Origin of the sequence: Vibrio celticus, assembly GCF_024347335.1 — a bacterium.
GTDB classification, from domain to species: Bacteria; Pseudomonadota; Gammaproteobacteria; order Enterobacterales; family Vibrionaceae; genus Vibrio; species Vibrio celticus.
On record NZ_AP025463.1, the window covers coordinates 2,964,421 to 2,986,791 of the forward strand.

A 22,371-nucleotide genomic window follows, 5' to 3' on the forward strand; every position below is an offset into this window, starting at 1 on the left:
TAAAAGAAGTGCTTGTTTGGTTTCAAGATGAAGCTAGATTTGGTCAACGCAATACCACAACCAAGATTTGGGCAGAAAAAGGAACTCGACCTAGAGCCGTTCAACAGCAACAATTTGAGTACGCTTATTTGTTTGGAGCCGTTTGTATCAATACAGGCGAAGCTGAAGCTATTGTTTCACCGTTAAGCAACATGGAAGCAATGACGAAGCATCTTGAATTAATCTCAACGGCGACCCCTAGAGGTAAACATTCCGTGGTTATACCAATTCCATTAAATTTGTGATCTAATATGGACTCTGAAAGGAGTCTATATGAACTCAGATTTATCAAAACTTATCAGCACAACCTCCAACGCTAGGTTAAGACTAAGATTACTCGCCGCATCTCACTTTATTGATGGTAAAAATCGAACTGAAATCGCTTCATTTCTTAAAGTCAGTCGTCTTAGTGTGAACAAATGGATAAAAGCCTATCTCGATTATGGCGTTGAGGGACTAACAGAAAACCTCATACGGGAAGGCCTTCCAGACTGACTACTGAGCAAAAGCACACCTTAAAGAATACGTCACTTCAAATGCGATAAAACCTGAAGGTGGGCGTTTACAAGGGAGTGATATCGCACAATTCATCTTTGATGAATTTGACGTTTCTTACCAACCATCCGGTATATACCGCTTGTTGCATGAACTTAACTTGAGCTGGATAACAACGCGTTCAAAGCACCCAAAACAATCAGAAGAAACCCAAGAGTCTTTTAAAAAAATTCCAAATAGAAACGATCCTTAAGATCCCTGGCCATATCCACTTACAAGAAGTACTTGTTTGGTTTCAAGACGAAGCTAGATTTGGTCAGCGCAATACCACAACCAAGATTTGGGCTGAAAAAGGAACTCGACCTAGAGCCGTTCAACAGCAGCAATTTGAGTACGCTTATTTGTTTGGAGCTATTTGTGTCAATACGGGCGAAGCTGAAGCGATTGTTTCACCGCTAAGCAACATGGAAGCCATGACGAAGCACCTTGAATTGATCTCAACGGCGACACCTATTGGTAAACACTCAGTGATTATTATGGATCAAGCAAGCTGGCATCAAACACACTTAGCCAATCACTTTAAGAACATCACGATAATCCATATCCCGCCCTATTCACCAGAATTAAACCCAATAGAGCAAGTTTGGCAATGGCTTCGTCAGTACAGGTTAGCGAATCGGTGTTTTGAGAACTATAACGATATAGTGAACTCGGTGTGCGAAGCTTGGAACAGTTTTTGTGAAGATAAACGCAGAGTCCAATCTCTCTGCTTTAGAGACTGGACTAGATTGATAAGTTAATTAATGGAATTGGTATTAATTTTCCGGATTGGTATGATAAAGCGTAATGGGCTGTTTATACCAAACTACTTTCTGTAATTTATCAAACTCCAGGAAATCAAAAAGGCTCTAGTCTTTCGACTAGAGCCTTAAATATGGCAGGGGTGGAGAGATTCGAACTCCCAACACGCGGATTTGGAATCCGCTGCTCTGCCAATTGGAGCTACACCCCTATTTTCAGTTTTAAAGAGCTGAAACTCTGAATAAGTGGCGGAGTGGACGGGACTCGAACCCGCGACCCCCGGCGTGACAGGCCGGTATTCTAACCAACTGAACTACCACTCCGCAGTGGTCAACTCACTAAGTGAGCGTCCATATCCCCAGGTCGGTCAACCTAAAGATTTAATTTAAAGCCTGGCGATGTCCTACTCTCACATGGGGAAGCCCCACACTACAATCGGCGCTATTGTGTTTCACTTCTGAGTTCGGCATGGAATCAGGTGGGTCCACAATGCTATGGTCGCCAAGCAAATTTTGCTTTTACTTTCAGTTTTTTAAAAACTGAAGGCAAAATAATCTGGAAAACTGATTTAAAAGTCTATCTCTTCAAACTCATTCAAGCGTTTGTACTTTGTTTCTGCTTTTAAAAAGCGGAGACAAATAGTTTTGAGTCCACAAAACCCCTTGGGTGTTGTATGGTTAAGCCTCACGGGCAATTAGTACAGGTTAGCTCAATGCCTCGCAGCACTTACACACCCTGCCTATCAACGTCGTAGTCTACGACAACCCTTTAGGACACTTATAGTGCCAGGGAAAACTCATCTCAAGGCTCGCTTCCCGCTTAGATGCTTTCAGCGGTTATCGATTCCGAACTTAGCTACCGGGCAATGCCATTGGCATGACAACCCGAACACCAGAGGTTCGTCCACTCCGGTCCTCTCGTACTAGGAGCAGCCCCTTTCAATTTTCCAACGCCCACGGCAGATAGGGACCGAACTGTCTCACGACGTTCTAAACCCAGCTCGCGTACCACTTTAAATGGCGAACAGCCATACCCTTGGGACCGACTTCAGCCCCAGGATGTGATGAGCCGACATCGAGGTGCCAAACACCGCCGTCGATATGAACTCTTGGGCGGTATCAGCCTGTTATCCCCGGAGTACCTTTTATCCGTTGAGCGATGGCCCTTCCATTCAGAACCACCGGATCACTATGACCTGCTTTCGCACCTGCTCGAATTGTCATTCTCGCAGTCAAGCGGGCTTATGCCATTGCACTAACCACACGATGTCCAACCGTGTTTAGCCCACCTTCGTGCTCCTCCGTTACTCTTTGGGAGGAGACCGCCCCAGTCAAACTACCCACCAGGCACTGTCCGTAACCCCGATTCAGGGGCCAACGTTAGAACATCAAAACTACAAGGGTGGTATTTCAAGGACGACTCCACCACATCTAGCGACGCGGTTTCAAAGTCTCCCACCTATCCTACACATGTAGGTTCAATGTTCAGTGCCAAGCTGTAGTAAAGGTTCACGGGGTCTTTCCGTCTAGCCGCGGGTACACTGCATCTTCACAGCGATTTCAATTTCACTGAGTCTCGGGTGGAGACAGCGTGGCCATCATTACGCCATTCGTGCAGGTCGGAACTTACCCGACAAGGAATTTCGCTACCTTAGGACCGTTATAGTTACGGCCGCCGTTTACCGGGGCTTCGATCAAGAGCTTCGACCGAAGTCTAACCCCATCAATTAACCTTCCGGCACCGGGCAGGCGTCACACCGTATACGTCATCTTACGATTTTGCACAGTGCTGTGTTTTTAATAAACAGTTGCAGCCACCTGGTATCTGCGACTCTCGTCTGCTCCATCCGCAAGGGACTTCACTGATAAGAGCGTACCTTCTCCCGAAGTTACGGTACCATTTTGCCTAGTTCCTTCACCCGAGTTCTCTCAAGCGCCTTGGTATTCTCTACCCGACCACCTGTGTCGGTTTGGGGTACGATTCCTTACAATCTGAAGCTTAGAGGCTTTTCCTGGAAGCATGGCATCAATGACTTCACTACCGTAGTAGCTCGACATCGTATCTCAGCGTTAGTAGCGGTCCGGATTTACCTAAACCACCCGCCTACGTACTTGAACCTGGACAACCGTCGCCAGGCCCACCTAGCCTTCTCCGTCCCCCCATCGCAATTGTAAGAAGTACGGGAATATTAACCCGTTTCCCATCGACTACGCCTTTCGGCCTCGCCTTAGGGTCGACTTACCCTGCCCGATTAACGTTGGACAGGAACCCTTGGTCTTCCGGCGAGGGAGTTTTTCACTCCCTTTATCGTTACTCATGTCAGCATTCGCACTTCTGATACCTCCAGCAGCCCTTACAGACCACCTTCAACGGCTTACAGAACGCTCCCTACCCCACATACCCTAAGGTACGTAGCCGCAGCTTCGGTGTATAGCTTAGCCCCGTTACATCTTCCGCGCAGGCCGACTCGACCAGTGAGCTATTACGCTTTCTTTAAATGATGGCTGCTTCTAAGCCAACATCCTGGCTGTCTGAGCCTTCCCACATCGTTTCCCACTTAGCTATACTTTGGGACCTTAGCTGGCGGTCTGGGTTGTTTCCCTCACGACGGACGTTAGCACCCGCCGTGTGTCTCCCGGATAGTACTTACTGGTATTCGGGTTTGCAAAGGGTTGGTAAGTCGGGATGACCCCTAGCCTTAACAGTGCTCTACCCCAGTAGTATTCGTCCGAGGCGCTACCTAAATAGCTTTCGGGAGAACCAGCTATCTCCAGGTTTGATTGGCCTTTCACCCTAGCCACAAGTCATCCGCTAATTTTTCAACATTAGTCGGTTCGGTCCTCCAGTTGATGTTACTCAACCTTCAACCTGCCCATGGCTAGATCACCTGGTTTCGGGTCTAATCCTAGCAACTGTACGCCCAGTTAAGACTCGGTTTCCCTACGGCTCCCCTAAACGGTTAACCTTGCTACTAAAATTAAGTCGCTGACCCATTATACAAAAGGTACGCAGTCACACCACGAAGGTGCTCCTACTGCTTGTACGTACACGGTTTCAGGTTCTATTTCACTCCCCTCACAGGGGTTCTTTTCGCCTTTCCCTCACGGTACTGGTTCACTATCGGTCAGTCAGTAGTATTTAGCCTTGGAGGATGGTCCCCCCATATTCAGACAGGATATCACGTGTCCCGCCCTACTCGATTTCACTGATTATGATGTGTCGGTTACGGGGCTATCACCCTTTATTGCGAGACTTTCCAGACTCTTCACCTGCATCATTAAAAGCTTAAGGGCTAATCCAATTTCGCTCGCCGCTACTTTCGGAATCTCGGTTGATTTCTCTTCCTCGGGGTACTTAGATGTTTCAGTTCCCCCGGTTTGCCTCCTGTTGCTATGTATTCACAACAGGATACGTGCTTATGCACGTGGGTTTCCCCATTCAGGAATCCCAGACTCAAAAGGTTATTACTACCTAATCTGGGCTTATCGCAAGTTATTACGCCTTTCATCGCCTCTGACTGCCAAGGCATCCACCGTGTACGCTTAGTCACTTAACCATACAACCCGAAAGGGTTTCTATTTACTTTCACTTTAAAAAGTGAAGACAAATAAGCGTATGGCAACTAACCAAGGTTTTTGGTTGTCATCAAGAAGGGTTAATTCTTGATAACTGTTTGCCGGACTCAATTGTGATTCAAACGAATTTGAATCGAATACAAGACACTTGAATGTGTTTGTTGTGTTTATACCGTTCTTATTAACTAAGAGCAGATAAACATTGAGAACTTTTAAATTTGATTGAATTACTCGTAAGTAAATCAATCAGTCAGCTTTCCAAATTGTTAAAGAGCTTGATTCAATAAAATGAACCATTTTTAAAAACACTTAAATAAATGCGCTTAAAGATGGTATCCCGTAGGGGAGTCGAACCCCTGTTACCGCCGTGAAAGGGCGGTGTCCTAGGCCTCTAGACGAACGGGACATAGGTTACTCTTAACTGTTTAAACATATCAATCTGTGTGGGTACTCATCGTAAATATCTTCGTATAAGGAGGTGATCCAGCCCCAGGTTCCCCTAGGGCTACCTTGTTACGACTTCACCCCAGTCATGAACCACAAAGTGGTGAGCGTCCTCCCCGAAAGGTTAAACTACCCACTTCTTTTGCAGCCCACTCCCATGGTGTGACGGGCGGTGTGTACAAGGCCCGGGAACGTATTCACCGTGACATTCTGATTCACGATTACTAGCGATTCCGACTTCATGGAGTCGAGTTGCAGACTCCAATCCGGACTACGACGCACTTTTTGGGATTCGCTCACTATCGCTAGCTTGCTGCCCTCTGTATGCGCCATTGTAGCACGTGTGTAGCCCTACTCGTAAGGGCCATGATGACTTGACGTCGTCCCCACCTTCCTCCGGTTTATCACCGGCAGTCTCCCTGGAGTTCCCGACATTACTCGCTGGCAAACAAGGATAAGGGTTGCGCTCGTTGCGGGACTTAACCCAACATTTCACAACACGAGCTGACGACAGCCATGCAGCACCTGTCTCAGAGCTCCCGAAGGCACACCTGCGTCTCCGCTGGCTTCTCTGGATGTCAAGAGTAGGTAAGGTTCTTCGCGTTGCATCGAATTAAACCACATGCTCCACCGCTTGTGCGGGCCCCCGTCAATTCATTTGAGTTTTAATCTTGCGACCGTACTCCCCAGGCGGTCTACTTAACGCGTTAGCTCCGAAAGCCACGGCTCAAGGCCACAACCTCCAAGTAGACATCGTTTACGGCGTGGACTACCAGGGTATCTAATCCTGTTTGCTCCCCACGCTTTCGCATCTGAGTGTCAGTATCTGTCCAGGGGGCCGCCTTCGCCACTGGTATTCCTTCAGATCTCTACGCATTTCACCGCTACACCTGAAATTCTACCCCTCTACAGTACTCTAGTTCACCAGTTTCAAATGCAGTTCCGAGGTTGAGCCCGGGCTTTCACATCTGACTTAATGAACCACCTGCATGCGCTTTACGCCCAGTAATTCCGATTAACGCTCGCACCCTCCGTATTACCGCGGCTGCTGGCACGGAGTTAGCCGGTGCTTCTTCTGTTGCTAACGTCAAGAGATAGCGCTATTAACGCTACCCCCTTCCTCACAACTGAAAGTACTTTACAACCCGAAGGCCTTCTTCATACACGCGGCATGGCTGCATCAGGCTTTCGCCCATTGTGCAATATTCCCCACTGCTGCCTCCCGTAGGAGTCTGGACCGTGTCTCAGTTCCAGTGTGGCTGATCATCCTCTCAGACCAGCTAGGGATCGTCGCCTTGGTGAGCCATTACCTCACCAACTAGCTAATCCCACCTAGGCATATCTTGACGCGAGAGGCCCGAAGGTCCCCCTCTTTGGCCCGTAGGCATTATGCGGTATTAGCCATCGTTTCCAATGGTTATCCCCCACATCAAGGCAATTTCCTAGGCATTACTCACCCGTCCGCCGCTCGACGCCCATTAACGCACCCGAAGGATTGTTAGTGTCGTTTCCGCTCGACTTGCATGTGTTAGGCCTGCCGCCAGCGTTCAATCTGAGCCATGATCAAACTCTTCAATTTAAGATTTTGTGACTCAACGAATACTGACTTCAAAACTAATATTCATTCGAAAATGAACATGTAATTCTAAAGCTATTATCATTCCAACAGAATGATAATGAATTGACTGTGCCGAATAACTACAAGTAGTTAAACGTATTGGTCACTCAGTTCATTGAAATCAATTTTGATTCCGAAGAATCTGTTTTATCTAACGATAAAACGTTTTGATATTCATCAACGAGTGCCCACACAGATTGATAGGTTTAAATTGTTAAAGAGCTTTACTTGTTGAGCGTTCCTTTTAATAAGGAGCCTCTCGAAGTGGACGGCTATTCTAGCGAATTGGGTTCCAGTGTCAAACACTTTTTCCAGCTATTTTTTCAAAGCATCTTAAATGCTTATCACCGTCTCGTCATTCAGTTCAAACCGCTTGGTTATCCTTGGCAACGGAGGCGCATTATAGAGAGAATAATCCTTTGCACAAGGCCAAAAACGAAAAAAAACCGCCACAGGCGACCGTTCGAACACTATTCACACAAAGCGTTCAAAATAGGTACGATTACACCTTGATTTTGGCCAATCGTACCTACAATTCTTACTTAAACTACTGGTGAGCAATAATGCGGTCGTTGTTTACTAATAGTTGTACTTTTTTATCTGGATTAATTTTTCCTGCCAATATTGCTTTCGCTAAAGGGTTCTCGACACTTTGTTGAATCGCTCTTTTCAAAGGTCGTGCACCATATACTGGGTCAAAACCGACTTGAGAAATTAACTTGAGTGCTTTATCCGAGACTTCAAGCTCATAACCATTGTCTTCCATTCGCTTCTTGAGGTGCTCAAGCTGAATAGCGGCTATCGATTGAATGTGCTCTTGACCTAATGGGTGGAACACAACGCTTTCATCAACTCGATTCAAAAACTCAGGACGGAAATGTTTGCCTACTACTTCCATCACCTCATTCTTTATTCCTTGGTAATCGAGCGTATTGAAGTTCTCTTGAATTCTCGAAGAGCCAAGGTTCGAAGTCATGATCACTACCGTGTTTCTAAAGTCGACGGTCCGACCTTGTCCATCAGTTAAGCGTCCATCATCAAGCACCTGCAATAATATATTGAATACATCAGGATGCGCTTTCTCTACTTCATCTAGCAAAATCACCGAATAGGGCTTGCGGCGTACCGCTTCTGTTAAGTAGCCACCTTCTTCATATCCAACGTAACCTGGAGGAGCACCAACCAAACGAGCAACAGAGTGTTTCTCCATAAACTCAGACATATCGATACGCACCATTGCATCGTCACTATCAAACATGAAGTTTGCGAGTGTTTTACATAACTCGGTTTTACCAACACCAGTTGGGCCAAGGAATAAGAAGGAGCCAATCGGCTTGTTCGGATCAGATAAACCAGCACGGCTACGACGAATCGCGTTCGATACCACTTCTACTGCTTCCGCTTGACCAATAACACGCTTGTGCAGAACACCTTCCATTTTAAGAAGCTTCTCTTTCTCAGCCTCTAGCATTTTAGAAACAGGGATACCTGTTTGCTTCGATAGTACGTCTGCAATTTCTGCATCCGTGACCTTATTACGTAGTAAGGTCATCTCTTGCATCTCAGCTTGAGTCGCAAGATCTAACTGCTTCTCTAATTCTGGGATTCGACCATATTGCAATTCAGACATTCGGTTAAGATCACCAGCACGTCTTGCAAAATCCATATCCATACGAGCTTGTTCTAACTCGGACTTGATGTGTTGTGTGCCAGAAAGTGCGGCTTTCTCTGCATTCCACACTTCTTCGAGCTCTGCGAAATCTCGTTCTTTGTCAGAAAGCTCTTCTTGTAATGTTCGAAGGCGTTTTTCACTGGCTTCGTCATTCTCATTAGTAAGAGCTTGCTGCTCGATCTTTAACTGAATGATCTTACGCTCGAGCTTATCTAGTGACTCAGGTTTTGAGTCGATCTGCATACGAATACTCGAAGCCGCTTCATCAATCAGATCAATCGCCTTATCTGGCAGCTGACGGTCAGAAACGTATCGATGAGATAAGGTTGCCGCTGCGACAATCGCTGGGTCGGTAATTTCTACATGATGGTGAAGTTCATAGCGCTCTTTCAAACCGCGGAGAATTGCGACTGTGTCTTCCACAGTTGGCTCATCGACTATCACTTTTTGGAATCGACGCTCTAACGCAGGATCTTTCTCTATATACTGGCGATATTCATCGAGTGTCGTTGCACCTACACAGTGAAGTTCACCACGAGCCAATGCTGGTTTCAGCATATTACCCGCATCCATAGAGCCTTCACCCTTGCCCGCACCTACCATGGTGTGAATTTCATCGATGAAGAGAATGATGTTGCCCTCTTCTTTTGATAATTCGTTAAGAACTGATTTCAAACGTTCTTCAAATTCACCACGATATTTAGCACCGGCAATCAAAGAGCCCATATCTAACGAAAGTACACGCCGGCCTCTCAAACCTTCCGGTACTTCATTATTGATAATACGCTGCGCTAAACCTTCGACTATCGCTGTTTTACCGACACCAGGTTCACCGATAATGACAGGGTTATTCTTAGTACGGCGTTGAAGTACTTGGATAGTGCGACGAATTTCGTCATCTCGGCCAATCACCGGATCCAGCTTGCCTTGCTCTGCTCTTTCGGTCAGATCAATAGTGAACTTCTCTAGTGCTTGACGTCTGTCTTCCGCATTCGGGTCATCGACCTTTTGGCCGCCACGAACTTGTTCAATTGCTTGAGATAATTTTTGCTCGGTAAGACCTAGCTCTTTAAGTAGGTTTCCTAAAGGGCCTTTGTCTTCAATGGCAGCAAGTAGGAATACTTCTGAAGATATGTAACTGTCTTGACGCTTTTGCGCGACCTTATCACATAGGTTAAACAGCGTTCCCATCGCATTCGATAGCTGAACGTCACCACCAATGCCGCTTACTTTAGGCACTCGGTCTAATATTTCGCTCAATTTAGAACGCAATTGAACCACATCAATATTCAGCATGGTGAGCAATGGACGAATTGCACTACCATCTTGATTAAGCAAAGACACCATTAGGTGCACAGGTTCTATATATTGGTGATCACGACCTAATGCGAGCGACTGAGCATCAGATATCGCAATTTGGAATTTACTAGTGAATCGATCGAGACGCATGCCAACCTTCCTACTCTTAGATATGTTTATCTTATGCTTAGAAGATGGATACGGTAATGCGGATTTTCAAGGGATAAGAATGAAGAATAGAGCTGTTATAAAAATATAAATGAGCTGGATGACTGGTTGCACTAGCTAAAGGTTACTCTAACCAAATAAAAGTAGCTTGGCGTCCAGTAATACCATCACGACGATAAGAATAGAACGCATCTGCATCAGCGAAGGTACATAGATTAGAGTCTGTCACAGAAGTCACGCCAGCTTTGTTCAGTCGTTGCGTTGCAAGATGAGACATATTCGCTAGCCATTTGCCCGGTTCAGCTTTGGCTTCAAATGCGAGCTTAGCTTGAGGGTCAAAACTAACGAAAGCTTCCAACACATCATCGCCTACTTCAAAAGCTTGTTTGCCTATTGCAGGACCAAGCCAAGCAATGATCTTATTCTCTGAACCTAAGTTTGAAAACTTTGCGACGGCATTTTCAAGAATTCCACCAGCAAGACCACGCCAACCAGCATGAACAGCAGCAACTTGAGTGCCTTTGGTATCAGTAAGGATTGCAGGTAAGCAATCGGCTGTCATCGCAGAACAAACAACACCTTTAGCTGTAGTAAATGCACCGTCCGCATCAAGAATATCTGCCGTAGGTTGTAAAACAGTAACGACATCTGTTGAGTGAGTTTGATTTAGCCATACCGGAACTGTAGGCATATTAGCGTGTTGCTTGAGCCAGGCTCTGTTGTTTTCAACAAGCGAAGCATCATCCCCAACATGCGTACCTAGGTTTAACCCTTGATACGCACCAGTAGAAAAACCATCAAAACGTGTCGAAGCAAATGCTTTCACGTTTTTTGGTGCATTCCAGTTAGGGATGATCATCGACATAATTAAATGTCGTCTTCCAAGTTTTCGCGAGCATCAATACGTAACGCTTCAGCCATCACAACCATGTCATTTGGCACAGGAGCGTGGAACTCAACTTCTTCACCTGTAATTGGGTGAACAAATTTAAGCATAACTGCGTGTAGTGCTTGGCGATCAAAAGAACGAATCATTGTTGTTAGTTCTTCAGATGCACCTTTTGGAATACGAGCACGACCACCGTATGCAACGTCACCTAGCAGCGGATGCTGAAGGTATGACATGTGAACACGAATTTGGTGAGTACGACCCGTTTCTAGGCGTAGACGAATACGAGTATGCTCGCGGAAGTGCTCAGCAACACGGTAGTGAGTTACCGCTGGCTTTCCTAGTTCATTTACGTCCATCAAAGTACGCTTAGTTGCATGACGGCTAATGCCTTTCTCTACCACTCCACCAGCGGTCATTTTGCCAATTGCAATTGCTTCATATTCACGAGTAATACGACGCTTAGCAAGAGCACGCACAAGACGAGTTTGAGCTGGAACCGTTTTAGCCACAACCATAAGGCCTGTTGTGTCTTTATCCAGACGGTGCACAATACCTGCACGAGGCACTTCTGCAATCTGTGGGTAATGGAAAAGCAATGCGTTTAGTATGGTTCCATCCGGTGTGCCTGCGCCTGGGTGTACAACCAGATCGCGAGGCTTATTGATAACCAATAAGTCATCATCTTCATAGACAATGTCTAGAGGAATATCTTGTGCTTCCCAGCGCTCTTCATCTGCAAGTTCAGCTTGCAAGATGATCTCTTCACCGCCCAAAACCTTAACGCGCGGCTTAGTAATAACTTCGCCATCCACTTGGATTTTGCCGTCAAGAAGCCACTCTTTAATGCGAGAGCGAGAAAAATCGGTAAATAGTTCAGCGACAGCTTGGTCTAAACGTTGACCTAACTGGCTGCTTTTTACTGTGTCTGTTAATGTGATCTGCTGAGCCATATCGAACTTTTTTAAAAACCGTGAGACTAATACCCATTAGTATGGATAAAATAGAATAATTGCATCATTGTATCTGTTACTGGTTAGAAAGTAACGGAAGCTTACGAAATATTTAATTCAAGGAATCGACGCCTGACATGAAACACCTTACTTTATCGGGTCTATTAGCCGTATCACTCTTGGTTGGTTGTTCAAGTAGTGAAGAGATAGTGCCAGATGTACCACCATCGGTTCTCTACTCTGACGCTCAAGAATCACTGCAGAGCGGTAGCTGGCTTTCAGCAATAGAAAAGCTAGAAGCCCTAGACTCACGTTACCCATTCGGCGCCTATTCTGAGCAAGTACAGCTCGATCTGATTTACGCTTACTACAAAAATGATGACTTGGCACTTGGCCTCGCTACCATTTCACGATTCCTACGTTTGAACCCAACTCATGAGAAACAAGACTGGGTTCTTTACATGCGTGGCTTAACGCACATGGCGCAAGACCGAAACTTCATGCACGATATTTTCAATATCGACCGTAGTGACCGAGACCCTGAGCCAGTGAAACTCGCTTTTGCAGATTTCAAGCGACTACTCGAACGTTTCCCTAGCAGCCCTTATGCTGAAGATGCACAAAAACGCATCTTCGCACTTAAGAACCGCCTAGCAGAATATGACTTAGCAACTGCGGACTTCTACCTACGTCGCGAAGCGTGGATTGCTGCTATTAACAGAACACAAGAGTTGCAAAAGACTTACCCAGATACCGTTGCTGCGCGTAAATCTTTAGAGATTCAGCTAGAAGCTTATAAACAACTAGGCCTAGATGATGCTGTGTTAAGAACTGAAAAGTTGATTGAGTTAAACCCACTACCTTAATCAACTTCTTACATCTCAACCTAAAAAGCGCGCTAGTTTACTAGCGCGTTTTTTTTGACCACATATCGCAAACTTGATGAATCGCATAATACACGGTATCTTCAAAAGATAACTTTTAACAAAACATCAACATGGAGTGTGGATGTGAGTAGGTTGTTATTATTTATCTGGATATCGCTATTTAGCCAATTATCCTACGCATTAGAACTGTCCCCATTAAGCAATAAGCCTTACATGGGTGATTTGGATGTGCTCAAAACCAAAGGAACGGTTAGAGTGCTCGTATCTGCCGATCTTGGTTTCTATTATATCGAGGATGGCAAGCCAAAAGGCATCGTGGCAGAAATGCTCTACCACTTTGAGAAAAGCCTTCGTAAGAAACATCCCTATCTCAATGTTCAAATCATCCCCGTGCAGCGAGATGATCTGCTTCCCTCTTTAGAGTCTGGTTATGGTGACGTCGCTGTTGCTAACCTAACGATCACTGACAAACGATTACGAACCATCGATTTTTCAGATCCAATGATTAAAGATGGTAAAGAACTCATTATCACAGGGAAAAAGGCCGAACCAATCACCGAGATCAAGCAATTAAGCGGCAAAGAGGTATGGATCCGTGCAAGCTCGAGTTACTTCGAGAGTGTACAAAGAGTCAATAAAGAGCTTAACGAATTAGGTTTACCACCACTGCATGTCCACTTCATTGAAGAATCACTGCAAGACTACGAGCTGATAGAGCTAGTCAACCAAGGTTATATTCAGGGCACAATTCTGGACAGCCATAAAGCAAAGCTGTGGACCGACGTAATGGAAAACATTCAAGTGCATCATGATTTGCCCTTACGTGAAAATGGCCAAATAGCATGGGCATTGAGAAAAAACAGCCCTCAGTTAAAGAAAGAGATAAACAAATACGTTAAGACTGCACGAACAGGTACCCTACTTGGAAATGTTATCTATCAGAAATACATCGACAACACTCGCTGGTTAGGTAGAGCACTCAACCCAAATAAAATAGACCGAGTGGCTAAGCTGTCAGATGTCTTTGAAAAGTATTCGAGTAAATACGAATTCGACCCTTTGATGATGTCTGCACAAGGTTTCCAAGAGTCTGGGTTGGATCAAAGCAGAGTTTCTCATCGTGGGGCTATTGGTGTGATGCAGGTATTACCAAGTACCGCCAAAGATAAAAACGTCAACATAAAGAACATCCATAAGGTGGATAACAATATCCATGCGGGTGTGAAATACATGCGTTTTATCAAAGACCGATATTTTGACGACCCGGCAATATCACCCGACAATCAAATCTACTTTACCTTGGCTTCTTACAACGCAGGTCCCGCTAAGATCAGAAAGATGAGGCGCCTTGCTAAGCAGAAAGGCTACAACCCAAACATCTGGTTTAAAAACGTAGAAATCATCACTCGCAAGTACGTGAGTAAAGAACCTGTAACCTATGTTGCCAACATCAATCGCTACTTCGTAATCTATAAACAATTACAAGCTATCAATGCCATCCGAGAAGACGGTACAGCGAGATTACTGAACGCTAACGATTAGGATCGCCTCAATCAATCCCACAGTTGGAGAGCTAAGTCTAAAAACACAAAAGCCGCATAAGAAGACTTATGCGGCTTTTGCTTATCTAATTCAGAAGAAGCTTACGTAGCGATATATATCACGAGACCTATATCACAAAACACTATTGAGCAATTTTCAATCAAGCACTTTCAATAAGCTGTAGGACGCCCCTAAAAACTGGTTTAATTTTTAGCGAAGCCTTGCCTCCAAGTTATCGTTTTTCATAAGGATAACAAGCATTTTTCACCAAAAAGATATCAAGACTTGCGTGAGATCACATTTGATTTTAATGCTCACTCCACCCAACCAAAACAAGTTCTAGATCACATTCTTTATTCCTAAAAGTCGTAATCTGAAGTTAACCCATGAGGGATACAACAGAGGAAAACTTCTATGAAAATGAACATCACTGGTAAAAACATCGACATTACCTCTGCAATCCGTGATCACATAGAAAGCAAATTTAAAAAGCTGGATAAATGGCAAGTAGACATCATTGGCTGCCAAGCGAGCTTTAGCGAAGAACCAAACAAGAAGAAGAAATTTGAAGCGGTACTAACCGTACCAAAAGGCCAACTTGTTGCTTCATCAATCCATGATGATCTCTACGTAGCTATCAACGAAGTAGAACAAAAACTAGAGCGTCAACTCAACAAGCTACGCCATAAACCAGAAGCGCGCCGCGCTGAAAAGCCTGAAATCGAAGAGCTAGAAGCTGAAGTAGAATAAGGAAAGAGAACAGATTAAAAAATAGCGCCTCAGGGCGCTATTTTTTTGCTTGACGCTCGTAGCTCGCTTGCTTATTGTGTTTAAACATTCATAAAACAATCACTTTTTATGCACACTCAATCTTTGTTTATTTTTGACTTCTTTTTTCTTCCGTAAATCGGAGGCTAAGTCGTTTTAGAAAAACAAGTCAAAAACGAACAAGAAGCCTCCCACACTAGGGAGGCTTTTTTATAAGGACACATTTATGACTGACAGCTCAATTTCACTGGATGATATCCGCCTTCGTCTTAATGATTTAGACGACGAACTCCTGAAGTTACTTTCGGAGCGTCGCAAGCTAAGTATCGAAGTTGCTAAAAGCAAGGTAGAGACATCAAAACCAGTTCGTGATGCAGTACGAGAGCAACAACTATTAGTTAAGCTGATCAACAATGGCAAAGATAAATACGAACTTGATGCGCAGTACATTACCAAGCTGTTTCACACCATCATCGAAGATTCCGTTTTACTACAGCAGTCATACTTACAAAATCTAGCGAACCCGCAAAGTCGTAAACCATTGGCTCGCGTTGCATTCTTGGGCTCTAAGGGGTCGTACTCTCACCTTGCGAGTCGCGAATACTTCAGTCGTAAGAATATGGAGTTGATTGAGTTAAACTGTAATCACTTCAAAGAAGTAGCCTCTACGGTAGAATCTGGCCATGCCGACTACGGTGTACTGCCTATTGAGAACACCAGCTCAGGTTCGATTAACGAAGTGTATGACCTACTTCAACACACAACGCTTTACATCGTTGGTGAGCTTTCTCAACCAATCGAACACTGCCTAGTGGCGAAAAGTGATATCCGTTTAGAAGACATCAAAACACTTTACTCGCACCCACAACCACATCAGCAGTGCAGCGAGTTCTTGAGCCGTCTTAAAGATGTAACCCTTGAGTCTTGTGCCAGCACAGCTGACGCTATGAAGAAGGTGAAAGATCTGGACGGTGATGATGTTGCTGCAATTGGTAATGCGTCTAGCGGCAAGCTTTATGGACTTCAGCCAATTCAGGGCAACATTGCAAACCAAACAGAGAACCACACACGTTTCATCGTGGTAGCTCGTAAGCCTGTTGAAGTGTCCACTCAAATACCTGCAAAAACGACGCTCATCATGTCGACTTCTCAAGAAGCAGGTTCTTTGGTCGAGACACTACTGATTCTGCAACACTTGGGTATCAACATGACCAAGCTAGAGTCTCGTCCTATTATGGGTAACCCTTGGGAAGAGATGTTCTATGTCGATTTAGAAGCACACCTGGATTCAGATAATATGCAGCAAGCAATCACTGAATTAACAGCCATTACTCGTCACCTGAAAGTGTTAGGTTGCTACCCGAGTGAGAATATCAAAGCGACTCAAGTTAAGTTGTCATAGCTGAGAGCGAGTATCAGCTTTTAGCTAACATAAGTATTTGGCCTACAGTAGGCCAAATACTTAAATCACCATTTAGTCGAATACCATTCGGTTTAAGAGCACTTACCCTAGCATGCCTAAAACACAATTCACTTGTTTCGCACATTCGGCACGCTTATCCCCTCCACTGCTTAAGTATTTCTAACAAAAAACTCATTAGTGGCTTTTTTATCAATAAAGACAAAACCTTACACCCTTCACAGGAAATCATCGAACTACGTGTAATTAATAGCGAGTAAGCATTAAGTAACATAAACTTACGCGCTTAAATTATAAATAGTGTTGTCATTAACTATGAAGCTAAGTACTAAAATCTTACTACTGATAACCCCTGTGATACTGATCAGTACCGCGGCTTCTAGCTATATTATTTATTCGACGCAAAAAAGCAGCTTCATCAAACGCGAAGACAACTCACTTCAGCTGAACATGGAAAAACTAGCCGGATACTTTCGTCAATCTCGTTCGTTTCTCAATAGCTACTCTTACACCTTGACTCAAAGCGATATGGTGAAAGGTTATTTTCTCACTGACCAAAATCTATCTCGCGATCTTGAACTGGTTAGTAACCTTCGAGAAGCTATAGATTTCCTGCAAGATGACGATGAGAGCTATACGGGTTTAGCACTTCTTAATGCTGACCGAAAACTGCGTTACTACGCAGATAATAGCAACGACTCACGCACTCAGATTGACAGTAAGATATTGGAGTATGTTGACCAGCACTATCAAGACACCCTAGCAACATCGAGTACCAACTATATTCAAAACTCCCAAGGCGAAGGGATGTTGGTTCACTATGAAAAGGTAGATAGAAAAGCGATTTTTCCAACCGAAAGTAATCAACCAAGCGATGTATTCTTTGTTGTTGTATCTGTTTCTCTCGACAAGTTTAATGCGCTTAGAAAACAGATAGAGTTCGACTACCAAACCAGCTTGTTTTTCACATCCATAGCGGTTTCTTTGGGAAATGATGTCACCCATTCAGTCAAGCTTGCTCCAGAACTATACGCCACGGTCGATCCGGCGCAATTCCTGTTGGAAAACAAGCTCGATTCCATATGGAACAAGCTGAGTTTATCGTTTGCACTGTCTGCGTTTGTGACTGTCGCTTTACTACTCATACTTCTGTCTCGCACTGTGATTACTCCGATAACACGGCTTGATCGACAACTACAGCAAGTAGAAAAAAAACAACGGAAGAACATTGAACGCTTAGGCACTCGAGATGAGCTTGGCCGACTATCACAGCGTTTTTATGACATGTACCAAGAGCTAGATAACACCTACCAACAAACCAAGCTCTTGGCCGAGAATGATCAGTTAACTCAAATCGCCAACAGGCATCAGTTTCAAACCTTCGTTCAGCAATCGTTGCCAAAACCGAGTTCAAATACCGAAACTTGGGTTCTCTACTTTGATTTGGATAACTTCAAGTTTGTGAACGATAAATATGGGCATCAAATCGGCGACTCGATTCTGGTCTCTTTTGCTCAGCGTATTTCAGATATTTGTCGCCACTATCAAACGGAGTTCGATGCTCATTGCATGCCAGCCCGACTTTCTGGTGACGAATTCGTGGTTTACATTAACGCTCCTAGTCACCGAGGAAATATCGCGCATCGATTTTCGAGTGATTTACTGACTCCCTTACAAAAAGGGTTTATAACCGAATCAGGAAGCTTTCCGATCACGGTCAGTATTGGTATTGCGACCTACCCTAATGATGGCGATTCAATCGAGAAGCTACTGTCGAACGCGGATACCGCAATGTATCAAGCAAAGCGTGCAGGCAAAAACCAATTTGCTGACTATTCACGGGATTTAGACAAAGCGATTCAACGCCAAGCAAACATTGAACGTGCGCTTAGAGACAAGAATTTTGATGAAGAGTTTAGACTCGTTTACATGCCATACATGGATTCAACCGGGACTGATGTTATTGGCGTTGAGGTGTTATTACGTTGGAATTCGAAGCAACTTGGCTTGGTTCCACCCGATGAGTTCATTCCAATTGCCGAACAAACCGGGCTATTCGAACATGTTGACCGCTGGGTAATACAGAATGCGTTTGCTTCATTCCATCGACTTCAGGCTCAATTTGACCACTCAATTCAGCTGTCGATTAACTTATCTTCTGCTGGGATTGAAACCACACACCTTGCCGATTTCATTAAAACACACGCAAAAATCAATCATATTCCACCAAGTTTGATTGATTTTGAAATTACCGAAACCTTTTATTCGAATTCGGAAGGCTTTCCATTGCTCAACGAATTGGCGGGTATGGGCTATCGATTAGCAATTGATGACTTTGGTTCCGGTTATACCTCTATCACTCAACTGGTGCAGTATCCAACTCAAAAAATTAAATTGGATAAAGCGTTTTTGGATACCTTGATTGAGACCAATAACCAGAACATCGTAAAACCGGTTATCGGGTTGTGTCATGCTCAAGGGAAAAAGGTCACCGCCGAAGGGATTGAAACTCAAGGCATGCACCAGTGGTTACAGGATGCACAGTGCGATATGCTGCAAGGCTATTACTTTGGTAAACCCATGCCACTAGAAGAATTGAGTGAATGGTACCGACAGCATCAACTCAATCTAATCGACAACAAAAAGAATCCGACACATGAAATCTGTAATCATCGCATCGCTGAACCCAGCTAAAATTAACGCCGTTAAAAGTGCGTTCTTATCTGCTTTTCCTGATACTGAATTTGATTTCAAAGGCATCAGCGTCCCTAGTGGTGTCGCCGAACAACCGATGAGCAATGATGAAACCTATCAAGGTGCCGTGAATCGTGTTCACAACGCAACTCAAGCTCAGCCCGGTGCAGACTTCTATGTTGGTCTAGAAGCGGGAATAGAAATAAACGTCACCTTTGCTTGGATGGTGATCGAAGCGAATGGTCAACGTGGAGAGTCTCGTTCAGCAAGCCTGATGCTGCCACCAGCCGTGCTTGAGAAACTAGAGCATGCAAACGAGTTAGGGGATGTGATGGATGAAGTGTTTGGTACCGACAATATCAAACAGAAAGGTGGTGCCATTGGCCTACTGACACATAACCAACTGTCGCGCAGTTCTGTCTACCACCAAGCTTTAATTTTAGCGCTGATCCCATTTGTGAATCCTGAGCACTTTCCTATTTAGTTCTTCGTTAAATTTAGAAAGGTTCAAAGAACAATCTTCAGAAACAAAAAACGCTAACATTCAGTTAGCGTTTTTATCGAATTCGTATTCGCGTGATAGCTTAATTCCGTTATTACTTTAGCAATAGGTCGGCGATCACGGCTTTCTCTTGTTCAGATTTGGCCTTTAGCTCATTTGAGCCTCTGGTGATCGTCGCTACGCCTACGCCCAGCATTTGACTCACCTGTCGTTGAGACATATCGCCTTTCATCAGCTCACAGAAGATATTAATTCGAGCAACCAGAGCATCTCGCTCGTCTGGTGTCATCATCATGGTCAACAACAGCTCGTGCTGATCTTTTTCGACAGCCGTCTTTACCAAGTCCATCAGTTGTTGCCAATTATCATATTCAGGTTGTGATGCCATATCTCTACACTTACTTTTAAATTCTGACTTTAAAGAGTCGCTTAACGATTGAAAGCGTTTAACACTTTATACCGAAACACTTGATGCGATCCAATGTAAAAAGGCAGTAAGTGGAAATGGTTCGCACTCACTGCCTTTATTCTTACTCAGTTTCGGGCAAAATGCCGAAGGCTTAGTATTTCGTTTTTGCCTCATGGGGCGCTAAAAACGTCCCTTTCTCACCCAAGATATCTCGATAATAGGTCTCAAACATCAAGATATTCTGAACGTAACCGCGAGTCTCTTTGAATGGAATCATCTCAATAAAAGCGAAGGCATCAAGTTTTTCATCGCTACGTGAACGCCACTGTTTGACACGGCTAGGTCCAGCATTATAAGCCGCAAACGCAAAGATACGGTTGTCATCATATTGAGCGAGTAAACCATCTAAGTAGTGACTGCCAATCTCAATGTTCTTGCCGACATCATAAAGGTCATCGCTGCCCTGATACCTAATCTTATGTTTGTTCGCCGTGTATTGCGCCGTCTTTGGCATAATTTGCATGATGCCTCGCGCGCCAACAGGAGAGCGAGCTTCTGAGTCCATCGCACTCTCTTGTCTTGCTAAAGACATCAAGGTGATCGGGTCGAGATCGTGCTTTTCAGCGTAGAAGTTAAACCACCACTTATGAGCAACAGGGAAGCGCAGCGCAATGTTATCCCACATCTTCGCAGAGATACTCGCTGTTACGGTAAAGTGATTCCATCGCTGTGTCGCAGCATGAGCGGCAAGCATCGCTTTTTGCTCTTTATCTGCATTAGTTAATAACCAACGCCACTCACTCTTCGCTGCCGCAATTTTATCTCGGTCAATTAGCTCACCAATACGCACCAAAGAGGTGCCGAATGGCTTCACTGTTTCAGCATTGTATTTAAGTGTCGATGTTGGGTATTCGACAGGCTTACCTAACTGCTTAGCCGCAGCCACACTGTAGAAATTACGCTGACCCAAGATATCTGACAGTCGCTTATTGCCTTTGTCAGTATCGCCCGTCGCGATTTCAGCTCTGCCCTGCCAATATTGCCAACGAAGCGAAGCTTGATGTTTATCATCTAAGCGTGCAATCCACTCTTTCAAGCCAGTCCAATCGGCATGCTGAATCGCTAAACGAGCACGTCGCTCAAGCAGAACTTGCTTTGATGAGCTCGCGAGCATTTTGTCTCGCCACGCCATTAGCTCTTCAGAATCAGTATTGATCAAACGGAACGTGAGGTAATCCGCTAACTCTTGAGATTTTTCTTTCGATAACTTTTGAGCTTTCACAACATCATCAAAAATCTCTTGAGCGCTGCTTGCTGACTTCCTTGCCAGTTTCTCAAAACCAAACTCGGTTTGAGCTTGGTAGAATTCATTCGCTGGGTGTTTCTTAGCAAACGCGAGTACATTTTCAGGCTTGTTGTACAACGCCTTCATCTGCTTCGCTTGATCAATTGACTCATCATGATCCAATTGCTTAATCAGATAGCTCATTAACTTACCGTTACGACCCTCGAACGCTAACAGCATTCTATCCAGAATCAGCTCATCGGTTCTTAACCCTGCATGATCCCAGCTTTTAAATAGAGGGTCACAAGCGTCGTCAACACCACTACCACTCAACCAAAGCTGTTTCGCCCCTTTAAAGGCGAGCTCTTTGTTACCTTGCTCGTAATGCGCTCGATAATAGATGCATTGATATTTTTCACCGACAGGCTCTTTAGTTTGAAATTCAAGGATGGTCTTCCACTGTTTTTGAGAAGCCAATGAATCCAGGTAAGGTGCGCGCATTCGATTAGAAAATGGCAGTGCCCTATTCTCTTCAATGAAAGCATCCACCTCAGCAGGTGTGCGATCACCTAAGCCAATCAGAAAGGCTCGATAATCGGTGTAAGGTGTTAAAGGGTATGTTTGAATTTTGTTGCGCAGCGCGGAGTAAGCTTTTAGATCACGGTTGTCTAAAACCTCTTGCGCTCTATCATAAACATCACGCTGCATTTCAAGCTCAGAGGCGTTGCTAGCCATAGCCATCGGAGCCTGTGAAAATGAAGACAAAATTGCTGATGCAGCCACAGCAATTTTCGTATTACCAATGCGGAAAAACATTCGCTCTTTCCTTAGTGCGTGTATGAATACGTGAAGTCTATTTACGCCCGACATCACATCAAATGTAAAGGATTTGAGTGTAAATACTATTAATA

12 protein-coding genes, 3 tRNA genes, 3 rRNA genes, 1 pseudogene and 1 other annotated feature are annotated in these 22,371 nt (G+C 44.6%); of the genes and pseudogenes, 8 read left to right on the top strand and 11 right to left on the bottom strand.

Annotated features, from left to right (window positions below):
- The first annotated feature begins 8 nt into the window (after positions 1 to 8).
- Positions 9 to 284: a transposase gene (locus OCV19_RS24975; protein ID WP_167352298.1), complete on the top strand. Its 276-nt coding sequence runs from the start codon at positions 9 to 11 to the stop codon at positions 282 to 284.
- Between the two features lie 28 nt (positions 285 to 312).
- Positions 313 to 1,334: pseudogene (locus OCV19_RS13345) on the top strand (IS630 family transposase).
- Between the two features lie 135 nt (positions 1,335 to 1,469).
- Here OCV19_RS13345 and OCV19_RS13350 read toward each other — a convergent pair.
- The 9 genes from OCV19_RS13350 to rluD form a co-directional block, all read right to left on the bottom strand.
- Positions 1,470 to 1,546 (bottom strand) — tRNA-Trp (locus OCV19_RS13350).
- A gap of 35 nt (positions 1,547 to 1,581) precedes the next feature.
- A tRNA-Asp gene (locus OCV19_RS13355) sits at positions 1,582 to 1,658 on the bottom strand.
- 67 nt (positions 1,659 to 1,725) lie between these two features.
- Positions 1,726 to 1,841, bottom strand: a 5S ribosomal RNA gene (rrf, locus tag OCV19_RS13360).
- A gap of 167 nt (positions 1,842 to 2,008) precedes the next feature.
- Positions 2,009 to 4,891 (bottom strand): 23S ribosomal RNA (locus tag OCV19_RS13365).
- A 349-nt stretch (positions 4,892 to 5,240) separates the two neighbouring features.
- Positions 5,241 to 5,316: transfer RNA gene (locus OCV19_RS13370), tRNA-Glu, on the bottom strand.
- A 65-nt stretch (positions 5,317 to 5,381) separates the two neighbouring features.
- Positions 5,382 to 6,933, bottom strand: a 16S ribosomal RNA gene (locus OCV19_RS13375).
- The 16S, 23S and 5S rRNA genes sit together here with 3 tRNA genes alongside, the layout of an rRNA operon.
- A gap of 586 nt (positions 6,934 to 7,519) precedes the next feature.
- Positions 7,520 to 10,093, bottom strand: coding sequence for an ATP-dependent chaperone ClpB (gene clpB / locus OCV19_RS13380; RefSeq protein ID WP_048606842.1), 2,574 nt, complete (start codon positions 10,091 to 10,093; stop codon positions 7,520 to 7,522).
- Between the two features lie 142 nt (positions 10,094 to 10,235).
- Positions 10,236 to 10,976, bottom strand: a complete 741-nt coding sequence (gene pgeF / locus OCV19_RS13385) for a peptidoglycan editing factor PgeF (RefSeq protein ID WP_065676750.1) — start codon at positions 10,974 to 10,976, stop codon at positions 10,236 to 10,238.
- Between the two features lie 2 nt (positions 10,977 to 10,978).
- On the bottom strand, positions 10,979 to 11,953 hold the full coding sequence (rluD, locus tag OCV19_RS13390) for a 23S rRNA pseudouridine(1911/1915/1917) synthase RluD (RefSeq protein WP_065676749.1): 975 nt from the start codon (positions 11,951 to 11,953) through the stop codon (positions 10,979 to 10,981).
- A gap of 137 nt (positions 11,954 to 12,090) precedes the next feature.
- On the opposite strand from rluD, the gene OCV19_RS13395 reads away from it, so the two are divergent.
- From OCV19_RS13395 to yjjX, 6 genes are all read left to right on the top strand, one after another.
- Complete coding sequence (locus OCV19_RS13395) at positions 12,091 to 12,819, top strand: outer membrane protein assembly factor BamD (RefSeq protein WP_065676748.1); 729 nt, start codon at positions 12,091 to 12,093, stop codon at positions 12,817 to 12,819.
- A gap of 138 nt (positions 12,820 to 12,957) precedes the next feature.
- Positions 12,958 to 14,382: an MltF family protein gene (locus tag OCV19_RS13400; protein WP_311316349.1), complete on the top strand. Its 1,425-nt coding sequence runs from the start codon at positions 12,958 to 12,960 to the stop codon at positions 14,380 to 14,382.
- A 414-nt stretch (positions 14,383 to 14,796) separates the two neighbouring features.
- Positions 14,797 to 15,132, top strand: coding sequence for a ribosome hibernation-promoting factor, HPF/YfiA family (gene hpf, locus OCV19_RS13405; protein ID WP_004735034.1), 336 nt, complete (start codon positions 14,797 to 14,799; stop codon positions 15,130 to 15,132).
- 110 nt (positions 15,133 to 15,242) lie between these two features.
- Positions 15,243 to 15,364: a sequence feature (Phe leader region), on the top strand.
- Positions 15,365 to 15,376: 12 nt separating this feature from the next.
- Positions 15,377 to 16,552 carry a prephenate dehydratase gene (gene pheA / locus OCV19_RS13410; RefSeq protein WP_065676746.1) on the top strand — a complete coding sequence of 392 codons (1,176 nt, stop codon included), beginning with the start codon at positions 15,377 to 15,379 and terminating at the stop codon, positions 16,550 to 16,552.
- Between the two features lie 333 nt (positions 16,553 to 16,885).
- Positions 16,886 to 19,264, top strand: coding sequence for a putative bifunctional diguanylate cyclase/phosphodiesterase (locus OCV19_RS13415; protein ID WP_065676745.1), 2,379 nt, complete (start codon positions 16,886 to 16,888; stop codon positions 19,262 to 19,264).
- Positions 19,227 to 19,748 (top strand): inosine/xanthosine triphosphatase, encoded by a 522-nt coding sequence (gene yjjX / locus OCV19_RS13420; RefSeq protein ID WP_065676744.1) that lies wholly within the window; start codon positions 19,227 to 19,229, stop codon positions 19,746 to 19,748. The genes OCV19_RS13415 and yjjX overlap by 38 nt, the downstream gene beginning before the upstream one ends.
- 112 nt (positions 19,749 to 19,860) lie before the next feature.
- Here yjjX and trpR read toward each other — a convergent pair whose 3' ends face one another.
- Positions 19,861 to 20,154 (bottom strand): trp operon repressor, encoded by a 294-nt coding sequence (trpR, locus tag OCV19_RS13425; protein ID WP_048615039.1) that lies wholly within the window; start codon positions 20,152 to 20,154, stop codon positions 19,861 to 19,863.
- Between the two features lie 172 nt (positions 20,155 to 20,326).
- On the bottom strand, positions 20,327 to 22,276 hold the full coding sequence (locus OCV19_RS13430) for a transglycosylase SLT domain-containing protein (RefSeq protein WP_065676743.1): 1,950 nt from the start codon (positions 22,274 to 22,276) through the stop codon (positions 20,327 to 20,329).
- Between the last annotated feature and the right edge of the window lie 95 nt (positions 22,277 to 22,371).

What these genes read in the sequence shown, in the direction of transcription:
- OCV19_RS13395 (WP_065676748.1), top strand. Translation starts at nt 12,091, where the DNA reads ATGAAACACCTTACTTTATCGGGTCTATTAGCCGTATCACTCTTGGTT.
- trpR (WP_048615039.1), bottom strand. Translation starts at nt 20,154, where the DNA reads ATGGCATCACAACCTGAATATGATAATTGGCAACAACTGATGGACTTG.
- clpB (WP_048606842.1), bottom strand. Translation starts at nt 10,093, where the DNA reads ATGCGTCTCGATCGATTCACTAGTAAATTCCAAATTGCGATATCTGAT.
- OCV19_RS13430 (WP_065676743.1), bottom strand. Translation starts at nt 22,276, where the DNA reads ATGTTTTTCCGCATTGGTAATACGAAAATTGCTGTGGCTGCATCAGCA.
- OCV19_RS13415 (WP_065676745.1), top strand. Translation starts at nt 16,886, where the DNA reads ATGAAGCTAAGTACTAAAATCTTACTACTGATAACCCCTGTGATACTG.
- pheA (WP_065676746.1), top strand. Translation starts at nt 15,377, where the DNA reads ATGACTGACAGCTCAATTTCACTGGATGATATCCGCCTTCGTCTTAAT.
- rluD (WP_065676749.1), bottom strand. Translation starts at nt 11,953, where the DNA reads ATGGCTCAGCAGATCACATTAACAGACACAGTAAAAAGCAGCCAGTTA.
- hpf (WP_004735034.1), top strand. Translation starts at nt 14,797, where the DNA reads ATGAAAATGAACATCACTGGTAAAAACATCGACATTACCTCTGCAATC.
- pgeF (WP_065676750.1), bottom strand. Translation starts at nt 10,976, where the DNA reads ATGTCGATGATCATCCCTAACTGGAATGCACCAAAAAACGTGAAAGCA.
- yjjX (WP_065676744.1), top strand. Translation starts at nt 19,227, where the DNA reads ATGAAATCTGTAATCATCGCATCGCTGAACCCAGCTAAAATTAACGCC.